The sequence below is a fragment of the Megasphaera sp. DISK 18 genome, assembly GCF_001682955.1.
Taxonomy (GTDB): Bacteria; Bacillota; Negativicutes; order Veillonellales; family Megasphaeraceae; genus Megasphaera; species Megasphaera massiliensis.
On sequence record NZ_LUGJ01000012.1, the window covers coordinates 1 to 17549 of the forward strand.

The 17549-nt window shown below is 53.4% G+C and carries 14 protein-coding genes and 1 other annotated feature; of the genes, 13 read left to right on the forward strand and 1 reads right to left on the reverse strand.

Going from position 1 to position 17549, the window contains the following annotated elements:
* Positions 1 to 50: 50 nt before the first annotated feature.
* Complete coding sequence (locus tag A0U42_RS02630; protein ID WP_065359752.1) at positions 51 to 1622, reverse strand: DEAD/DEAH box helicase; 1572 nt, start codon at positions 1620 to 1622, stop codon at positions 51 to 53.
* A gap of 246 nt (positions 1623 to 1868) precedes the next feature.
* Positions 1869 to 2116, forward strand: a binding site (T-box leader).
* A 77-nt stretch (positions 2117 to 2193) separates the two neighbouring features.
* Between A0U42_RS02630 and A0U42_RS02640 the strand changes: the two genes are divergently transcribed.
* The 13 genes from A0U42_RS02640 (at position 2194) to A0U42_RS02700 (ending at position 17136) form a co-directional block, all read left to right on the forward strand.
* Positions 2194 to 3936: a 2-isopropylmalate synthase gene (locus A0U42_RS02640; protein ID WP_065359754.1), complete on the forward strand. Its 1743-nt coding sequence runs from the start codon at positions 2194 to 2196 to the stop codon at positions 3934 to 3936.
* A 96-nt stretch (positions 3937 to 4032) separates the two neighbouring features.
* Entirely contained in the window at positions 4033 to 5292 is a 1260-nt protein-coding gene (leuC, locus tag A0U42_RS02645; protein WP_065359802.1) for a 3-isopropylmalate dehydratase large subunit, read from the forward strand.
* Position 5293: 1 nt separating this feature from the next.
* Positions 5294 to 5791, forward strand: coding sequence for a 3-isopropylmalate dehydratase small subunit (locus A0U42_RS02650; protein WP_065359755.1), 498 nt, complete (start codon positions 5294 to 5296; stop codon positions 5789 to 5791).
* Complete coding sequence (gene leuB / locus A0U42_RS02655; RefSeq protein ID WP_065359756.1) at positions 5784 to 6866, forward strand: 3-isopropylmalate dehydrogenase; 1083 nt, start codon at positions 5784 to 5786, stop codon at positions 6864 to 6866. The genes A0U42_RS02650 and leuB overlap by 8 nt, the downstream gene beginning before the upstream one ends.
* Before the next feature lie 279 nt (positions 6867 to 7145).
* The gene (gene topA / locus A0U42_RS02660) at positions 7146 to 9413 is read left to right on the forward strand and encodes a type I DNA topoisomerase (protein WP_065359757.1); all 2268 of its coding nucleotides are present in this window, start codon (positions 7146 to 7148) and stop codon (positions 9411 to 9413) included.
* Positions 9403 to 10725, forward strand: coding sequence for a methylenetetrahydrofolate--tRNA-(uracil(54)-C(5))-methyltransferase (FADH(2)-oxidizing) TrmFO (gene trmFO / locus A0U42_RS02665; RefSeq protein ID WP_065359758.1), 1323 nt, complete (start codon positions 9403 to 9405; stop codon positions 10723 to 10725). The genes topA and trmFO overlap by 11 nt, the downstream gene beginning before the upstream one ends.
* A gap of 4 nt (positions 10726 to 10729) precedes the next feature.
* Complete coding sequence (gene hslV / locus A0U42_RS02670; protein ID WP_083122209.1) at positions 10730 to 11269, forward strand: ATP-dependent protease subunit HslV; 540 nt, start codon at positions 10730 to 10732, stop codon at positions 11267 to 11269.
* Between the two features lie 14 nt (positions 11270 to 11283).
* Complete coding sequence (gene hslU, locus A0U42_RS02675; RefSeq protein WP_065359760.1) at positions 11284 to 12681, forward strand: ATP-dependent protease ATPase subunit HslU; 1398 nt, start codon at positions 11284 to 11286, stop codon at positions 12679 to 12681.
* Between the two features lie 10 nt (positions 12682 to 12691).
* A complete protein-coding gene (locus tag A0U42_RS02680; RefSeq protein ID WP_065359761.1) occupies positions 12692 to 13915 on the forward strand; it encodes a class I SAM-dependent rRNA methyltransferase in 1224 nt (407 codons plus the stop codon).
* A gap of 282 nt (positions 13916 to 14197) precedes the next feature.
* Positions 14198 to 15064 (forward strand): DsbA family protein, encoded by an 867-nt coding sequence (locus tag A0U42_RS02685; RefSeq protein ID WP_065359762.1) that lies wholly within the window; start codon positions 14198 to 14200, stop codon positions 15062 to 15064.
* 252 nt (positions 15065 to 15316) lie between these two features.
* The gene (locus A0U42_RS02690) at positions 15317 to 15916 is read left to right on the forward strand and encodes a TetR/AcrR family transcriptional regulator (protein WP_065359763.1); all 600 of its coding nucleotides are present in this window, start codon (positions 15317 to 15319) and stop codon (positions 15914 to 15916) included.
* A 96-nt stretch (positions 15917 to 16012) separates the two neighbouring features.
* A complete protein-coding gene (locus A0U42_RS02695) occupies positions 16013 to 16885 on the forward strand; it encodes an aldo/keto reductase (RefSeq protein WP_255304083.1) in 873 nt (290 codons plus the stop codon).
* 20 nt (positions 16886 to 16905) lie between these two features.
* Positions 16906 to 17136: a tautomerase family protein gene (locus A0U42_RS02700; RefSeq protein ID WP_065359765.1), complete on the forward strand. Its 231-nt coding sequence runs from the start codon at positions 16906 to 16908 to the stop codon at positions 17134 to 17136.
* Positions 17137 to 17549: the final 413 nt, after the last annotated feature.

A 17549-nucleotide genomic window follows, 5' to 3' on the forward strand; every position in this document is an offset into this window, starting at 1 on the left:
CTTGACGGGTAGCAGTTCACATCGGTAGGGAGGGCATTTCTATGCTCGAATCAGTCTTTGAAGTAAGGTTTGAATACGGAACGATTCGGTTCTTTATGTTGTTTTTTTTCGGAGCGCTGGTTGTTACGGAAGGTGCCGTGGTTATTGGAGTCGCGGTTTTTCGGAGCGAAGTGACGGCGGCGTTCGCCTCGTTCTTGGCCGTCTTCTTTTCCGCTGCGGCGGTCTTTCCGATTGCGGTCGTTGCGGCGATAGTTGCGGTCGCGATTATTTTTCCCTTGGCGGCTGCGATGGACGCGGAGGGGGGCTTCTTCGGTGATCTTGACGGGCGTCGTGTCCGGTTCTTTAGTGAGCAGTTTGATAGCGGCTGCGATGAGGGACGCCGAGTCGTAGTTTGCCAGGAGTTCTTCGGCATTTTCTTTGTAGCTGCCGAAATTGCCTTCTTCTGCGGTAGCGGCCAGGTTGCGGATGGCGGCCTGTTGTGCGCCTTCTAAGGCTTCGGAGAAGGTCGGTGCTTTGCGGCGGGCGATGCTGCGCTTAATGAGGCGTTCGATGGTGCGCAGGTGTTCCATTTCACGGGGAATGACGAAGGTCGTGGCTTCGCCGCTCTGGCCGGCACGACCGGTACGGCCGACGCGGTGGACGTAGCTTTCCGGGTCCTGGGGCAGGTCGTAGTTGAAGACGTGGGTGACACCGCTGATGTCGAGGCCGCGGGCCGCGACGTCGGTAGCGACTAAGATGTCGATGGTCTTTTCACGGAACTGGCGGATGACGGTGTCGCGCTTAGCCTGGGTGAGGTCACCGTGGATGCCTTCTGACGAGTAGCCGCGCTTTTTAAGGGCTTCCGAGACTTCGTCGACGCGGCGTTTGGTGCGGACGAAGATGATGGCCAAATCCGGTTCCTGGAGGTCGAGGAGACGGCAGAGGATGTCGAACTTCTGGCGATCCGGGACTTCGATGTAAGACTGTTCGATGAGGTCCATCGTGACTTCTTTAGTCTTCATGCGAATCATGAGGGGATCGTGAAGGAAGGTTTCGGCCAATTGTCGGATCGGTTTCGGCATGGTAGCCGAGAAGAGCAGGGTCTGGCGCGTGTTGGGCGTTGCGGCCATGATGAGGTTGATGTCATCGATAAAGCCCATGTCCAGCATTTCATCGGCTTCGTCGAGGACGATGGTCGTAATGTGGCTCAAGTCGATAGTGCCGCGTTTCATGTGGTCGATGAGGCGGCCCGGGGTGGCGACGATGATCTGCGGGCTTTTCCGCAGGCGGCGCAGCTGGCGTTCCATATCTTGACCGCCGTAAATAGGCAGGGCCTGAATGTTGGTGAATTGAGCCAAGTGGTTCAGTTCTTCGGCGACCTGCATGGCAAGTTCACGGGTCGGGGATAAGACGACGGTCTGAATTTCTTTGGAAGGTTCGGCCTTCAGTATTTTTTCCAGGACAGGAATGCCGTAGGCAGCGGTCTTACCGGTACCGGTCTGGGCCTGGCCAATCATGTCGGAGCCGCTCATGGCGACGGGAATCGATTCGGACTGGATCGGCGTCGGTTCTTCAAAACCCATTTCGTTCAGGGCACGGATAATGACTTCGCTGATATTTAAATTTTGGAATTTCTCTAACATGTACTTCCTCCTTGTTGTGTAACTTATTTATTATAGCATTAATGATTGAAAAAAGATAGGGCCGGTCTTGCTTCCGAGCGGGAAGGTACCTTTTAAGCAACTCGTTTCAAGATAAACGTTAAACTAGAATCATTTAGAAATTATTAACATAAGTTCTACGTTTAACTTTAAAATATTTTGAAAAAAGCCTTGCCAAACAGTCATGATGGTGGTAAGATACGAACCATCAACAAAACAATCCAAAATAAAAATGCGTTGAAGAGAACTAGTAGGTTCCAGAAAGCTTACAGAGAGCTGTCGGCAGGTGCGAGGCAGCAGCGGCATGGAACGGAACTCCTCTCTAAGCAGCTCGCTGAAACCAAAGGAGTAGGTGGAGCCGGGGCCTGGCCGTTAACAGACAGGAGGGTATCGACCTAAAGTCCGTACCTGTAGAGTGCCTATGGAAGCATAGGAATTAGAGTGGTAACGCGCAAGTGAAATCTTTCGTCTCTTTGGAGGTGGAAGATTTTTTTTATTTTGATTGTGTAATGAGTTGTTTTTAATTTATTTCATAATCATAGGAGTGATGACCATGGAACACGTAGAACATTATCAAAAAGGTTATTTTATGCCGCCCGTCGTCGATATGTCTTGGACGCAGCGGGAGTATCCGGAACAGGCACCGGTCTGGTGCAGCGTCGACTTGCGCGACGGTAATCAGGCCCTTATCATCCCTATGAGTTTAGAAGAAAAAGTTGAATTTTACAAGGTCTTGGTCGCCATGGGTTTTAAAGAAATCGAAGTCGGCTTCCCGGCAGCATCGGAAACGGAATTCGAATTCCTGCGCTACTTAGTCGATCATAATTTAATCCCTGACGACGTCACCGTCCAGGTCCTGACCCAGGCGCGGGAGCACATCATCCGCCGGACCTTTGAAGCCTTGAAGGGCGTTAAGCATGCCATCGTCCACGTCTATAACTCGACGTCCTTTGCCCAGCGCCAGCAGGTCTTCCATAAATCGAAGGAAGAAATCAAGCAGATTGCCGTCGAAGGGGCGGCCTTACTGAAAAAACTGACGGAAGAAGCCGGCGCCGACTACCGCTTCGAATATTCGCCGGAAAGCTTTACCGGGACGGAACCGGAATATGCCCTCGACGTCTGCAACGCCGTCCTCGACATTTGGCAGCCGACGGCCGACCGCAAGGCCATCATCAATTTGCCGTCGACGGTGCAGATGTCCATGCCTCACGTCTTTGCCTCGCAAATCGCCTATATCTCGCAGAACCTGAAATACCGCGACAACGTCGTCTTGTCGGTTCATCCCCATAACGATCGGGGGACCGGCGTTGCCGATGCCGAAATGGCCATCCTGGCCGGGGCTGACCGCGTCGAAGGGACCTTATTTGGCAACGGCGAACGGACGGGCAATGCCGATATCGTGACCATCGGCATGAACATGTATGCTCTCGGCGTCGATCCGGGCCTCGATTTTTCTCACATGACAGACCTCGTCGATACGTATGAACGGGTGACACGCATGGAAGTCCACCCTCGTCAGCCTTACGCCGGGAAACTGGTCTTTGCCGCCTTCTCGGGATCTCATCAGGATGCCATTGCCAAAGGCATGCATTATCGGGCCGAACAGCATCAGCCCTACTGGAACTGCCCCTACCTCTACATCGATCCCCACGATATCGGCCGGACCTATGATGCCGACGTCATCCGCATCAACAGCCAGTCAGGAAAGGGCGGCATCGGCTTTATCATGGAGCAGCATTATGGCATTGCCATGCCGAAGAAGATGCGCGAAGATTTCAGTTACTTTGTCAAAGAAGTGTCTGACCACGCTCATCAGGAATTGAAGCCTCATGAAATTTACGACGTATTCCAGAAACATTATCTCAATACGGAAAGCCCGCTGAAAGTCGAAGACTTTTCCTTGCAGAAGAAGGGAAACCGCTGGATCGGCACGGTCCTGGTCCGGGCCAATGGAGAAGAAATCGTCCTCCAAGGCGACGGCAACGGTCAATTAAATGCCGTCAGCAACGCCATCTGTAAGGCCTACGGCATCGAGTTTGAAAACCTCGTCTACAGCGAACATGACCTCGACGGCGATTCCGATTCTCGGGGCATTGCCTACTTCGGCCTGACCGATAAAAAGGGTCAGACGACGTGGGGCGCCGGCATCGATACCGATACGATGACGGCTTCCATTCGGGCCTTTGTGACCGCCGTCAATCGCATGGAAGGCATGGATCAGCGCGTTCGCTTTCGTCACTTCGCCTCGGCCCCAACAGAAGTAGCTGCCTTTAAGGCGGCTGCCAGCCAGCATTGATCCTATTTTAGAATTCCGCGTTTTTTTGAATATTCATCCGTTTCGAGAAATGACAGCGTTTCCCGAAAAACAGGATTTTTAAGGAGTGTATAGATGATGGGAATGACTATGACCCAAAAGATTTTAGCCAAGCATGCCGGAGTGCCCTCTGTAGAGCCTGGCGACTTAATTGTTTGTAACGTCGATATGGTGCTGGCCAATGATATTACGGCGCCGCCGGCCATTGCCGAATTTAAGAAAATCGGCCGTCCTGTCTTTGATAAGACGAAAATCGCCTTGGTGCCCGACCATTTTACGCCCAATAAGGACATCAAATCGGCGGGATTGGCTAAGATTGTCCGCGACTTTGCCAAAGAAAACGGCATCGTCAATTACTTTGAAGTCGGTCGCGTCGGTATCGAACACGTCCTCCTGCCGGAACAAGGCATCGTCGGACCGGGCATGGTGACTGTCGGCGCCGATTCACACACCTGTACGTATGGGGCGCTGGGCGGCTTTTCGACAGGCGTCGGCTCGACGGACCTCGGTGTCGCCATGGCCACCGGTAAGGCTTGGTTTAAGGTCCCCGATGCCATTCAGGTCCGCCTGACCGGTGAAAAGCCGGAAGACATCACCGGGAAAGACGTCATGCTGACCCTCATCGGTATGATCGGTGTAGACGGGGCACTGTATAAGTCCTTGGAATTTACGGGACCCGGCGTGGCTTCTCTCGACATGACCGACCGCTTTACCATCGCTAATATGGCCATCGAAGGGGGCGCCAAAAACGGCATTTTCCCCGTCGATGAACAGACCATGGCCTATGAAAAAGGGCGCTTTGCCGACGCTTACGAAGTCGTTACGGCCGACGATGACGCCAAGTACTGCCGGACCGTAGACATCGACTTGTCGAAATTACAGCCTGTCGTCGCTTTCCCGCATCTGCCGGAAAATACCAAGGTCGTCGGTACCTTTGGCGACATCAAGATCGACCAAGTCGTCATCGGCTCCTGCACTAACGGCCGCTTAGAAGACCTGCGCATTGCCGCCGAAATCTTTAAAGGCCGCAGCGTTCATCCGGATGTCCGCTGCATCGTCATTCCCGGCAGCCAGTCGGTCTACATGGAGGCCATGAAAAAAGGCTATATTGAAACGTTCATTACAGCAGGCTGCGCCGTGTCGACGCCGACCTGCGGGCCCTGTCTTGGCGGTTACATGGGCATCCTCGCCGCCGGTGAACGCTGCGTTTCGACGACGAACCGAAATTTCCGCGGCCGCATGGGCCACGTCGACAGTGAAGTCTATCTGGCAGGTCCGCAGGTTGCGGCAGCCAGTGCTATTCTCGGCAGGATTGCCGCTCCCAAGGAGGTACGATAAGATGGTGTTAGAAGGAAAAGTATGGCGCTACGGCGATAATATTGATACAGATGTCATTATTCCGGCCCGTTATTTAAATAGTTTTGATCCGAAAGAATTGGCGTCCCACTGCATGGTCGACATCGACGAAACCTTTGCCGGAAAGGTGCAGCAAGGCGATATCATGGTCGGCGGCCACAACTTTGGCTGCGGCTCGTCGCGAGAACACGCGCCCATTGCCATTAAAGCCTCGGGCATTCCGGTCATCATCGCTGCCAGTTTTGCCCGCATCTTTTACCGCAACGCCATTAACGTCGGCCTGCCGGTCCTTGAAATCGGCGATGCCGTAAAGGCCATCAAGGCCGGCGACGTCGTCAAAGTCGATATTGCCAAAGGATCAATCGTCGATGTGACGACGGGCGATACCTTTCAGGCACGGCCCCTGCCGGGCTTCATTCAGGACATTGCCGCAGCCGGCGGCTTAATCAATTATATCAAGGGGGCAGAGGCTCATGAGTAAACACATCGTCGTCATCCCCGGCGACGGCATCGGGGAAGAAATTACGGCCAGCGCCGTGCAGGTGCTGCAAAAAGTAGATGAGGTCTGCCGGATAGGCCTGACCTTTGAACGGCAGATGGCCGGCGGTACGGCTTACGACGCCTGCGGCACGCCCCTTCCTAAGGAAACGGTAGAAGCGGCGAAAAAAGCTGACGCTATCCTCTTTGGCGCCGTCGGCGGCGATAAATGGGACGACGTCGAACCGACCCTGCGGCCGGAACAGGCTGTTCTGGGCCTTCGGAAAGCCCTCGGTCTCTACGTCAATCTTCGTCCCGTCAAGGTTCCCCCGGTCTTAGCGGAATATTCACCCTTAAAGGTCGATATCGTCACCGGTACCGACGTCCTCATCGTCCGTGAACTCGTGGGCGGCATCTACTTTGGCGACCGCTGTGAATCGGAAATCCATAACGGCGTCGAACGGGCCTGGGACCTTGAAAATTACAGCGTTCCTGAAGTTAGGCGCATCGGCACCTTTGCCATGAAGGCCGCCCAAAAACGGCGGGGTAAGGTGACCTCCGTCGATAAGGCCAACGTCCTGGCTACGTCCCGCCTGTGGCGGCGCACCATGATCGACGTGGCCAAAGATTATCCGTCGGTCGCCTTGAATCATTTTTACGTCGACAACTGCGCCATGCAGCTGGTCCTCAATCCGAAACAGTTCGACGTCATCGTTACGGGCAACCTCTTCGGCGACATCTTGAGTGACGAAGCGGCCGTCCTCGGCGGTTCCATCGGCATGATGCCGTCGGCGTCCATCGGGGAATTGACCAGCCTCTACGAACCGATCCACGGTTCGGCGCCGGACATTGCAGGCAAGGGTATTGCCAATCCCTGCGCCACCATCTTGTCGGCGGCCATGCTGCTGCGCTATTCCCTGAACGAAGAAGAAGGGGCAGCCCTTATCGAAGATGCTGTCGACGCTGCTCTCGAAGAGGGTTGGCGCACGGCCGACCTCTATAAAGAGGGCTTCAAAAAAGCCGATACGAAGACCATGACTGATGCCATCCTCGCCCACATCGGAACCACAAGAAAATAATTTTTCCTTCCATCCTCTCCGTATCATACCATAGGAAGGAACAGAAAGGCAGTCTTTGCGACTCGGTTGCAAGGCTGTCTTTTTAGCATGTTGGCGAAAGGGGTGGAAAAGAGGGGGATTCGGCCTGAAGCTGCGGATTTCTTTACCAAGACATTACGCCATTATAATGTATATAAGGGACCGGCGCTTGAAAGGTCGCGGCGAATAGTGTATTATGAGAAATAGTTTAAATAGATTTTTCACAATTTCGTGTACAGCGAGAGGCAGGATTAAAGATAGATGTTAGAATTTCCCATTAAACGCACGATTATCATAGACGATTCAAAAAAGAAGAAGGGCCGTAAAAAGAAGGGCGACGGTGAAAAGACCGTCATCCGGGGCACGGTCAACCTTCCCAAGAAAGAGCCTCTGAAGAAGCTCGACAAGCTTCCTAAGAATGCTAAGAACCTGGTCATCGTGGAATCGCCGGCCAAGGCCAAGACTATCGAACGATTCCTCGGCAGCGGCTATAAGGTCATGGCCAGCCGCGGACACCTGCGCGACTTGCCGCGCAACCAGTTCGGCGTCAACATCGAAGAAGGCTTCGTGCCGACCTATACCAATATGTGGGATAAGCGCAAACTCATCGACGACTTGCAGGAAGAATACGTCCGCTCGAAAAAAGTCTTTCTGGCAACTGACCCGGACCGCGAAGGCGAAGCCATTTCTTGGCATTTGGCCCATTTGTTAGATATCGATCCGAAGGACAAATGCCGCATCATGTTCCACGAAATCACGAAAAAAGCGATTCTCGAAGCCATCAAGAAGCCGGAAGCCATTGACATCAAAAAGGTCGACGCCCAGCAGGCCCGCCGCATCTTAGACCGCATCGTGGGCTATAAATTGAGCCCGCTGCTCTGGAAAAAGGTTTGTAAAGGCCTCAGTGCCGGCCGCGTTCAGTCCGTTGCCGTCCGTTTAATTTGCGAACGAGAAGAGGCCATCAAAGCCTTCGTACCGGAAGAATATTGGACCGTCAGCGGGACCTACCAGACGGAAGACGGCCTGACCCTTCCGACGGAACTGACCAAGATCGACGGCAAGAAGGCTGAAATCCAGAATGAAACGGATGCTCAGGTCATCGCCCACGACCTCAGTTGGGAAAGCCGCGGCGAAACGCAGGACCCCGATAAGATTGTAAAAGTCGAAAAACGCAAGCGTAAACGTCAGCCGCAACCGCCGTTTACGACGTCGACGATGCAGCAGGAATGCGTCGGCAAACTCAATTTCGGCGCCAAGAAGACGATGATGCTGGCCCAGCAGCTCTATGAAGGCCTCGATATGGGCGACCAGGGCCACGTCGGCCTCATCACCTATATGCGTACCGACTCGGTCCGCATCAACGACGACATGGTTCAGGCGGCGCGAGACTTTATTACGGCTAACTACGGTGCCGAATACGTTCCTGAAAAGCCGCGGGTCTATAAGACCAAGCAGTCGAGTCAGGATGCTCACGAAGCCATTCGCCCGACGTCTTTGGAATTGACGCCCTATAAGGTTTCCGACTTCCTGTCGCGGGACCAATTGCGTCTTTATACCTTGATTTGGAACCGTTTCTTGGCCAGCCAGATGGAATCGGTCGAAACGGAACACATGGCCATCGTCATTGAAAGCGGCAAGTACGAACTGCGGGCCGCCGGCTATAAGGTCCTCTTCAAGGGCTTTACGGAGCTCTATGAAGATGCCAAGAAGGATAAGACCTTGGCCGAACTGCCCCATATTTCAGCCAATACTGTCGTCCATAACAAGGCCGTTACGCCCCAGCAGCACTTTACGCAGCCGCCGGCACGCTACACCGAAGCCAGCCTGATCAAGACCCTCGAAGAAAAAGGCATCGGCCGGCCGAGTACGTACGCGCCCATTATGGATACGATCCAGAACCGCAATTACGTCGAAAAGAAGGATAAGCAGTTCATTCCGACGGAACTCGGCGTCATCATCGTCGACCTCCTCAAGAAATACTTTGCCCGCATCATCAACGTCAGCTTTACGGCCCATATGGAAGAATCCCTCGACGCCATCGAACAAGGCGACGATACGTATCCCCACGTCCTTCAGGAATTTTATGACATCTTTAAGCCTGAAATGGACGAGGCCGAAACGAAGATGGAAAAGGTCACCATTTCCGGTCAGGAGTCGGGCCAGATCTGCGAAGTCTGCGGATCACCCATGGTCTATAAATTCGGCCGCTTCGGGAAATTCCTGGCCTGCTCCAACTTCCCGGAATGCCGCAACACCAAGGCCATCGTCGAAGATTTGGGCATTACCTGCCCGAAGTGCGGCAAAGGGACGCTCATCAAGCGCAAGTCGAAGCGTGGCCGCGTCTTTTATGGATGCAGCCAGTATCCGGACTGCGACTTCGTCCTCTGGAACCAGCCTGTCGACAAGAAATGTGACTTGTGCGGCAGCATCATGATTGTCAAACATTATAAAAAAGGCCCCGACAAGCTATTTTGCAGCAATGGGGACTGTAAAAACCATAAAAAAGGTGAGGTAATGAATGAAGAATAGTGTCTTAATCATCGGCGCCGGCCTGGCCGGATCGGAAGCGGCTTGGCAGCTCGTCAGCCGCGGCATTCCCGTCGAACTGGTCGAAATGAGGCCCGTCAAATCGTCGCCGGCCCATCATACGGAATATTTTGCCGAACTGGTCTGCAGCAACTCCCTGCGGGCCGCCAATATCGAAAACGCCGTCGGCCTCTTGAAGGAAGAAATGCGCCGCTTAGGTTCGCTCATCATGGAATCGGCCGATACCAATCGCGTCCCTGCCGGAGGGGCTCTGGCCGTCGATCGCCTGCCTTTTAGTCAGTACGTGACGGAAAAGCTGGCCGCTCATCCCTTGGTTACCATTCGCCACGAAGAAGTGACCGAGCTCCCGACGGATCAGATATGCATCGTCGCCAGCGGTCCCTTGACCAGCGACGCCCTGTCCGACACCATCGCCAAATTGACCGGGGAAGGGTATTTCCATTTCCACGACGCCGCAGCGCCCATTGTCACCGTCGAATCCCTCGATATGAACAAGGTCTATCGGGCGGCTCGTTACGGCAAGGGCGGCGCCGATTACTTGAACTGCCCCTTTACGCAGGAAGAATATGAAGCCTTCTGGCAGGCTTTGACGACGGCCGAATGTGCCGAACTCCACGATTTTGAAAAAGACGACAGCGTCTTTGAAGGCTGCATGCCCATCGAAGTCATGGCAGGCCGCGGCATCGACACCATGCGTTTCGGTCCCATGAAACCCGTCGGTCTCGAATTGCCCGATACGGGAGAACTCCCGTACGCCGTCGTTCAGCTTCGCCAGGATAACGGCAGTGCAACCCTGTACAACATCGTCGGCTTCCAGACCCATCTTAAATTCCCGGAACAGAAACGGGTCTTTTCCATGATTCCCGGCCTTGAAAACGCCGAATTCGTGCGCTACGGCGTCATGCACCGCAACTCCTATATCAATTCGCCGGAACTCCTCCTGCCGACGCTCCAGCTGCGCAAACAGCCCAACCTTCTCTTTGCCGGACAGCTCACCGGTGTCGAAGGCTATTTGGAATCGGCGGCCATGGGCCTCTTAGCCGGCATCAACGCCGCACGCCTCCTGGCTGAGAAAGAGCCCTTGACCTTCTCCAAGCGGACGGCCATGGGCGGTCTCAGCCAGTATATCTCCAGCGGCCCCAATAAGCATTTCCAGCCCATGAACATCAACTTCGGTATCATGGAACCGCTGGGCATCAAGAAACGCATGAAGAAAAAAGAAAAAAACGCCCTCTTAGCACAGCGGGCGCTCGATGAAATTGAACAAATGAAGGGGGACATGTCTCATGTCTAACGGAATGACTACAGAATTTCATGCCACGACGATCTGCGCCGTTCAGCGCGATGGCAAGACGGCTATCGCCGGCGACGGCCAGGTCACCATGGGCAATGCCGTCATCATGAAAGGGACGGCTCAAAAAGTTCGCCGCCTCTATCACGGTAAAATCATCAGCGGTTTTGCCGGCTCCGTGGCCGACGCTTTTACGCTCTTTGATCACTTTGAAGAAAAATTGAACGAACACAACGGCAACCTGGTACGCAGCGCCGTCGAATTGGCCAAAGAATGGCGGTCCGACAAGGTTCTCCATAAACTGGAAGCCCTGCTCCTCGTCGCCGACAGCCAGCGCATCCTGCTCATTTCGGGCAACGGCGAAGTCATCGAACCGGACGACGGGGTCCTCGCCATCGGTTCCGGCGGCAACTACGCCCTGTCTTCGGCGCGGGCCCTCATGCAGAATACGGATCTTTCGGCTCGTGAAATCGCTGAGAAATCCCTGCACATCGCGGCTGACATCTGCGTCTATACCAACCACAACGTCATTGTCGAAGAAATTTAAGAAAGAGGTACTTTATGGAACAATCATCATGGACGCCAAAACAAATCGTGGCGGAACTGAACAAATATATCGTAGGCCAGGGGGAAGCCAAGAAATCCGTGGCCATTGCCCTGCGCAACCGCTGGCGCCGCAAACGTCTGAGCGAAGCTATGCAGGATGAAATCATCCCTAAGAACATCCTCCTCATCGGCCCGACGGGCGTCGGCAAAACGGAAATCGCCCGCCGTCTGGCTAAACTCGTCGGCGCGCCTTTCATCAAGGTCGAAGCGACGAAGTACACCGAAGTCGGCTACGTCGGCCGTGACGTCGAACAGATGATCCGCGACCTCGTGGCCAACGCCATTCGCATGGTCCAGGAACAGGAAAGCCAGCGCTATGAAGAAAAGGCTGAAGCCGAAGCCAACAAACGGATTTTGCAGGTGTTCTGGCCGAAAAAAACGGTTGCCGAAAAGGTCAAGAACCCCATGGATGTCTTCTTCGGCAGCGATGACGACGAAACGAAGGAAGAACCGAAACAGCTCGAAGAAGGCAACTCCGACCGTCGTCAAAAGATGCTCGAAGACATTTGCGCTCATAAGATGGACGAACGGGAAATCGAAGTCGAAGTGGCCGAACAGGGCCCGGGCTTCCAAGGCATCCTGACGGGCAATTCGACGGAAGAATTGACCAACAACTTCCAGGAAATGCTGGGCAGCATCATGCCGAAAAAGAAAAAGAAGAAGAAAATGACCGTCGCTAAGGCCCGGGAAATCTTCAAAGAAGAAGAACTGGAAAAATGCCTCGACATGGATACCATCGTCGATAAGGCCGTGGCCGCTACGGAAGAATCGGGCATCGTCTTCATCGATGAATTCGATAAGATCGCCGAAAAAGGCCGCACCAACGGGCCCGACGTATCCCGCGAAGGGGTCCAGCGCGACATCCTGCCCATCGTCGAAGGGGCTACGGTCAATACGAAATACGGACCGGTCAAGACCGACCATATCCTCTTTATCGCCGCCGGTGCCTTCCACGTATCGAAGCCGAGCGACCTCATTCCCGAACTCCAGGGCCGCTTCCCGATCCGCGTCGAACTCCAATCGCTGACCGTCGAAGACTTCCGCCGCATCCTGACCGAACCGAGCCAGTCCTTGGTCAAACAGTATACGGCCCTCCTCGAAACGGAAGGCCTGACCCTGGAATTTACCGACGACGGCATCAATGCCATTGCCGAATATGCCTACCGCGTCAACCGCGAAACGGAAAACATCGGCGCCCGCCGGCTGCACACGATTTTGGAAAAGATTCTCGAAGACGTGGCCTATGAAGCGCCCGATATCGATGAAAAACATATCGTCATCAACCAAGACTTCGTTGCCGGCAAACTCCACGACGTCGTCCAGAACGTCGACCTCAGCCATTACATTTTATAAGGACGGACCGATGAGACCTTACGCAAAATTATATCTGACCAAAAAAGGGGAACGGGCTGCCAAAACGGGCCATCCCTGGGTCTATGGTGAAGAAGTGACTCGCGTCGACGGGACCTATAAGACGGGCGACATCGTCGACGTCTACAGCGATAAAGACCGCTACCTGGGCACGGGCTTTGCCAACGATATCTCTAAAATCCGGGTGCGCATCGTATCGCGCAATGCCAACGATCGCTTCGACGACGCCTTTTGGCAGCGCCGGGTGAAATACGCCCTCGATTACCGCCGGACGGTCATGGGGGAAACGGACTTTGCCTGCTGCCGCCTCATTTTCGGCGATGCCGATGAAATGCCGGGCCTGACCGTCGACCGCTACTCCGACGTCCTCGTCGCCCAGACTTTATGCTACGGCATGGACCAGGTGAAGCCCATCATCTTCAAGGCCCTAGTCGATGAATTGAAGGCCATGGGTGTCACCATCCGCGGCATTTATGAACGAAACGACGTCAAAGTCCGTGAACTGGACGGCATGGAGCAGTACAAAGGCTGGTTTGAAGCCGATTACCTGCCCGAACCGGGAAGCGTCATAACGACCATCGAAGAAAATGACATCCGCTATGATATCGACGTCGAAAACGGTCAGAAGACGGGGTTCTTCCTGGATCAGAAATATAACCGCCTGGCCGTCGCCAAGATTGCCGCCGGAAAGCACGTCCTCGACTGCTTTACCCATACCGGGGCCTTTGCCCTCAACGCCGCCAAAGGAGGCGCTGCCAGCGTCACCGCCGTCGACGTGTCCCAAGAAGCCGTCGACATGACGACGACCAATATCCATCGCAACGGCTTAGAATCGATCGTAACGGCCAAACAGGCCAACGTCTTCGACCTCTTGACGGAAATGGCCGAGCAGAAGAATCGCGACTACGATTTCATCATCCTCGACCCGCCGGCCTTTACCAAGTCCGGTCATACCGTGCACAACGCCATTCGAGGCTATAAGGAAATCAACTTGAAAGCCATGAAGCTCTTGCCCCGCGGCGGCTACTTAGCTACCTGCTCGTGCTCCCACTTCATGCGCGACGACCTCTTCCGGCAGATGCTCCACGATGCTGCCAAAGACGCCGGCGTTCACCTTCGCCAAATCGAAGGCCGCCAGCAGTCGCCGGACCATCCCATTCTTTGGAACGTCCCGGAAACGAATTACTTAAAATTCTACCTATTCCAAGTCGTATAAAGGATAACGCCGCTGTTTCAGTGTTTTGCTGAGACGGCGGCGTTTTTGCATAACCGGCCTTGTAGCCAAGCGTCGGGGAGGCAGGGGTGCTTTTTCGGCATGGAGAAAACATAACGTAATGATTAATTGATATGGCCGTCTGTTGAAATTATGGAGGCGGCGATATATAATCGGCCTAAGAAGGGAATCTATACGATTTTTATCATCCTTGTCAGCAGGCGAATAGAGGTACTTATCCTGCTTGATGGGGATGGATGAGTGACAAGACGAAAGGAGTAAGCTATGAAACCTATTGTGATTACCAATTACAGCGACCCGGTTTGTGTCTGGTGCTGGGGAACCGAACCCATTTTCCGGGCCATGGAAACCCATTATCCCGATCTCTTTTCCATTCGCTATGTCATGGGCGGCATGGTCCGCGATTTGAGTGACTTTAATGATGAAGAAAACGGCATCGGCGGCGGAGATGCCGACGTCATCAACGCCCAGCTTCGCGAGCATCTGGCCGAATCGACGGCGGTCCATCATATGCCTGTCGCCGTCGACAAGTATCATTTGTTTTCAGAACGCTTCAACTCGTCCTTCCCCCAGAACATCGCCTATAAAGCGGCACAGATCGCCGCGCCGGACCTGGCCGACTCTTTCTTGCGGCGCATCCGCGAAGTGACCATGACCGAAGGGGCTGTTACCGGCGACTATGCCGTCTTAGAGGGATTGGCAGAAGACTTCGGCCTTCCTATGGATGCTTATCGTGAAGCTCTCAAGAGCGGCGAAGCCGAAAAGGCCTTTTGGAGCGATGTCGACGAAGCCATTGCAGCCAAGGTCCAGGTTTTCCCGACGGTCACCCTGACCGTTAACGGTAAGGAAGAAACTTTTGGCGGATATTATACCTTCGCCGACTACGTATCCCGCATTCGCAAGTTGAGCGGGGGAACGATAGAACCTGTAAAGCCCGATGCTTCTATTGAACACCTGCACCGGATGCTGACCGATTACCGAAGGCTGGCGGCGGAAGAGATTCGCTGTGCTTTTGCTTTTGAATCGAAGGCGGCTTTAGAGTCGTGGTTAACGCCTTATCTTTCGGAAGGAAAATTGAAGAAAGAACCGTGCGGAACGGATGATTATATGATTTCACTGGCTTCCGTATAATCCCTGCATATTTTTTGAATCGTGAATAAGCGGAGTTGACCGACTTTGCAGCCGAAAACCTCTGTCAGCTCACATTTGAAAGGGGCTGATGGAGGTTTTCTTTTGGAAATCTGTCTGTTTGAAGAGAAGGGGAAGACCATATTTAACACTGAATAGAAGTCAATGAATATATTTCACTGAATTAAATTCATTGACTTTAGTTCGGCGTATATGATACAATGAGTTCATCCCAAAAAGCTTGAGGTGATATGTATGACTAATCGACAGATGGCGGCTCTTGAGACACGGCGAAAACTCCTCGATGCGGCCAAGAAAATCGTCTGTGAAAAAGGGATGGTCAACACGTCAGTGGCTGAAATTACCAAGGCCTGCGGCGTGGCCAGCGGTACCTTTTACACTCATTTTAAACGAAAAGAAGATATCATCTATGCCTTGAGCCGTGAGATGTATCAAGAAATTTTAGACAAGGCCAAGGCCTTTGACGGACCTTTCATGGCCCGGTTGGTATTTTTTATGACTAACTTTTCAGGCTATATTGAAAAGAGCAGCCTGAAGCTCTGCCAGGAATGGGTGCGCAATACGGTCGATCCCGATTTGGTCGACGACGGAGAGGATAAGCCCAAGGTCTACGTCGATATCGATGCCGTAACCGGTCTCCTTCTGGACGGAATCGAACGCGGCGAGGTCAAAGCCGACGCACCGGTCGCTGTCCTGGCACACACCCTGGTCGACGTCCTCTACGGTCAAATGCTCTGCTGGGATATGTCCGGCGGTGCGTACAGCTTCGAATGGCGGACCAAAGAGTTCTGCCGCATCTTCCTGCCTGGGTTGATGGCGCCGTACTTGGCGTAATGTTATAAGAAAAACGGAAAGTTTCCTTATCTGCTAACGGCAGGCTGAGTGGGAGCTTTTCCTTTACTGTAGATATTTTTTTAGAAAGGATGGATCATGATGACCACAAAGATTGAAAGCGTAACCTTAAATGATGGCGTAAAAATTCCGGCCTTTGGTTTCGGTACTTTCCAGATTCCGGCTGACGGCAGCACCTATCAGGCCGTAAAGGAAGCCCTTAACTTGGGACTGTACCACATCGACACGGCAGCGGCTTATTTTAACGAAGCCGAAGTCGGCAAGGCCGTTCGCGACAGCGGAATTCCCCGGGAAGATATCTTCGTGACCAGCAAACTCTGGCTCCAGGACTACGGCTATGAAGCCGCCAAGAAGGGAATCGACACGTCCCTTCGCAAACTCGGTTTGGACTACATCGACTTATACCTCATCCACCAGCCCTACGGCGACGTCCCCGGTGCCTGGAAGGCCATGGAAGAAGCGAAAAAGGCCGGTAAGATCCGTTCCATTGGAGTCAGCAACATGACACCGAAAATCTGGAACTCCTTCGTACCCCAGTTCGATACGGTACCTTCGGTCAACCAGGTCGAATTTAACCCTTACTACCAGCAGAAAGAAATCAGAGCCATCATGGCCAAAGATAAGGTCTATCTCGAAGCCTGGGCGCCCCTCGGACAGGGCAACCCGCAGCTCTTCAACGAACCGACCATTACCAAGATCGCCGAAGCTCACGGGAAAGATGCCGGCCAGGTCATCCTGCGCTTCGAATTCCAGGACGGGGCCATCATCTTCCCGAAGACGACTAAACCGGCCCGCATGAAGAGCAATATGGACATCTTCGACTTCGCCTTGACCGACGAAGAAATGGCCGCTATGCGTGCCCTCGATACGGGTAAGAGCAAGCACGATCCCGACGCTCCCGGCGTTGCTGAAATGCTCCTCGGCGCCTTCGACGTCCACGCTGACGACTAAGTTCATAAGGAGAGGACACCATGCCCTATATTGCTATCAAGGCCTATCCCAAAGACGAAGAAACGAAAAGACGAGCCGTCGAACAGATCCGAGACGTCCTGTTAAAGACCTGGGGCTGCCCGGCACCCGCTATTACCATCTCCATTGAAGAATTTCCGCCGGAAGACTTCGATAAAAAAGTCCGGGAACCGGAAATCCTTCCGAAACTGGATAAGATGATGATCCTCGACGGAGAAAAAAAGTATAAGTAGCAACGAGAAAGGACCGATACCTGACATGGTGTCGGCCCTTTTGCCTTTCCTTGTGCGTAAGCGAATTATAGAAATTTCCATTCATATCTGATGTTAGAAGGCTTATGAAAGCGCAGGACTATTTATTGACAAATTAAGTCCACTATTTTAAAATAGTACGAAAAATTACTAATCTTTTTGCACTTTACGGAATCGAAAGCTGTATTCCAAAGATGTTCTGCGAGCCGTGCTTTCTTCTCACTCAAACCGTCAATGCGGCTGTAACGACCTGTTATAAAAGGGCTGGATTCGGGTGTGGGAGATGCCGGAAAATCGGCGGAATAAGACATTCACTTTACCGACGAAGGGCGGCGCAAGGTGCGGGACAGCGAGTGCCAAGCGATGAAGGACTTAAGTAAAGCGGAACGGGAGCA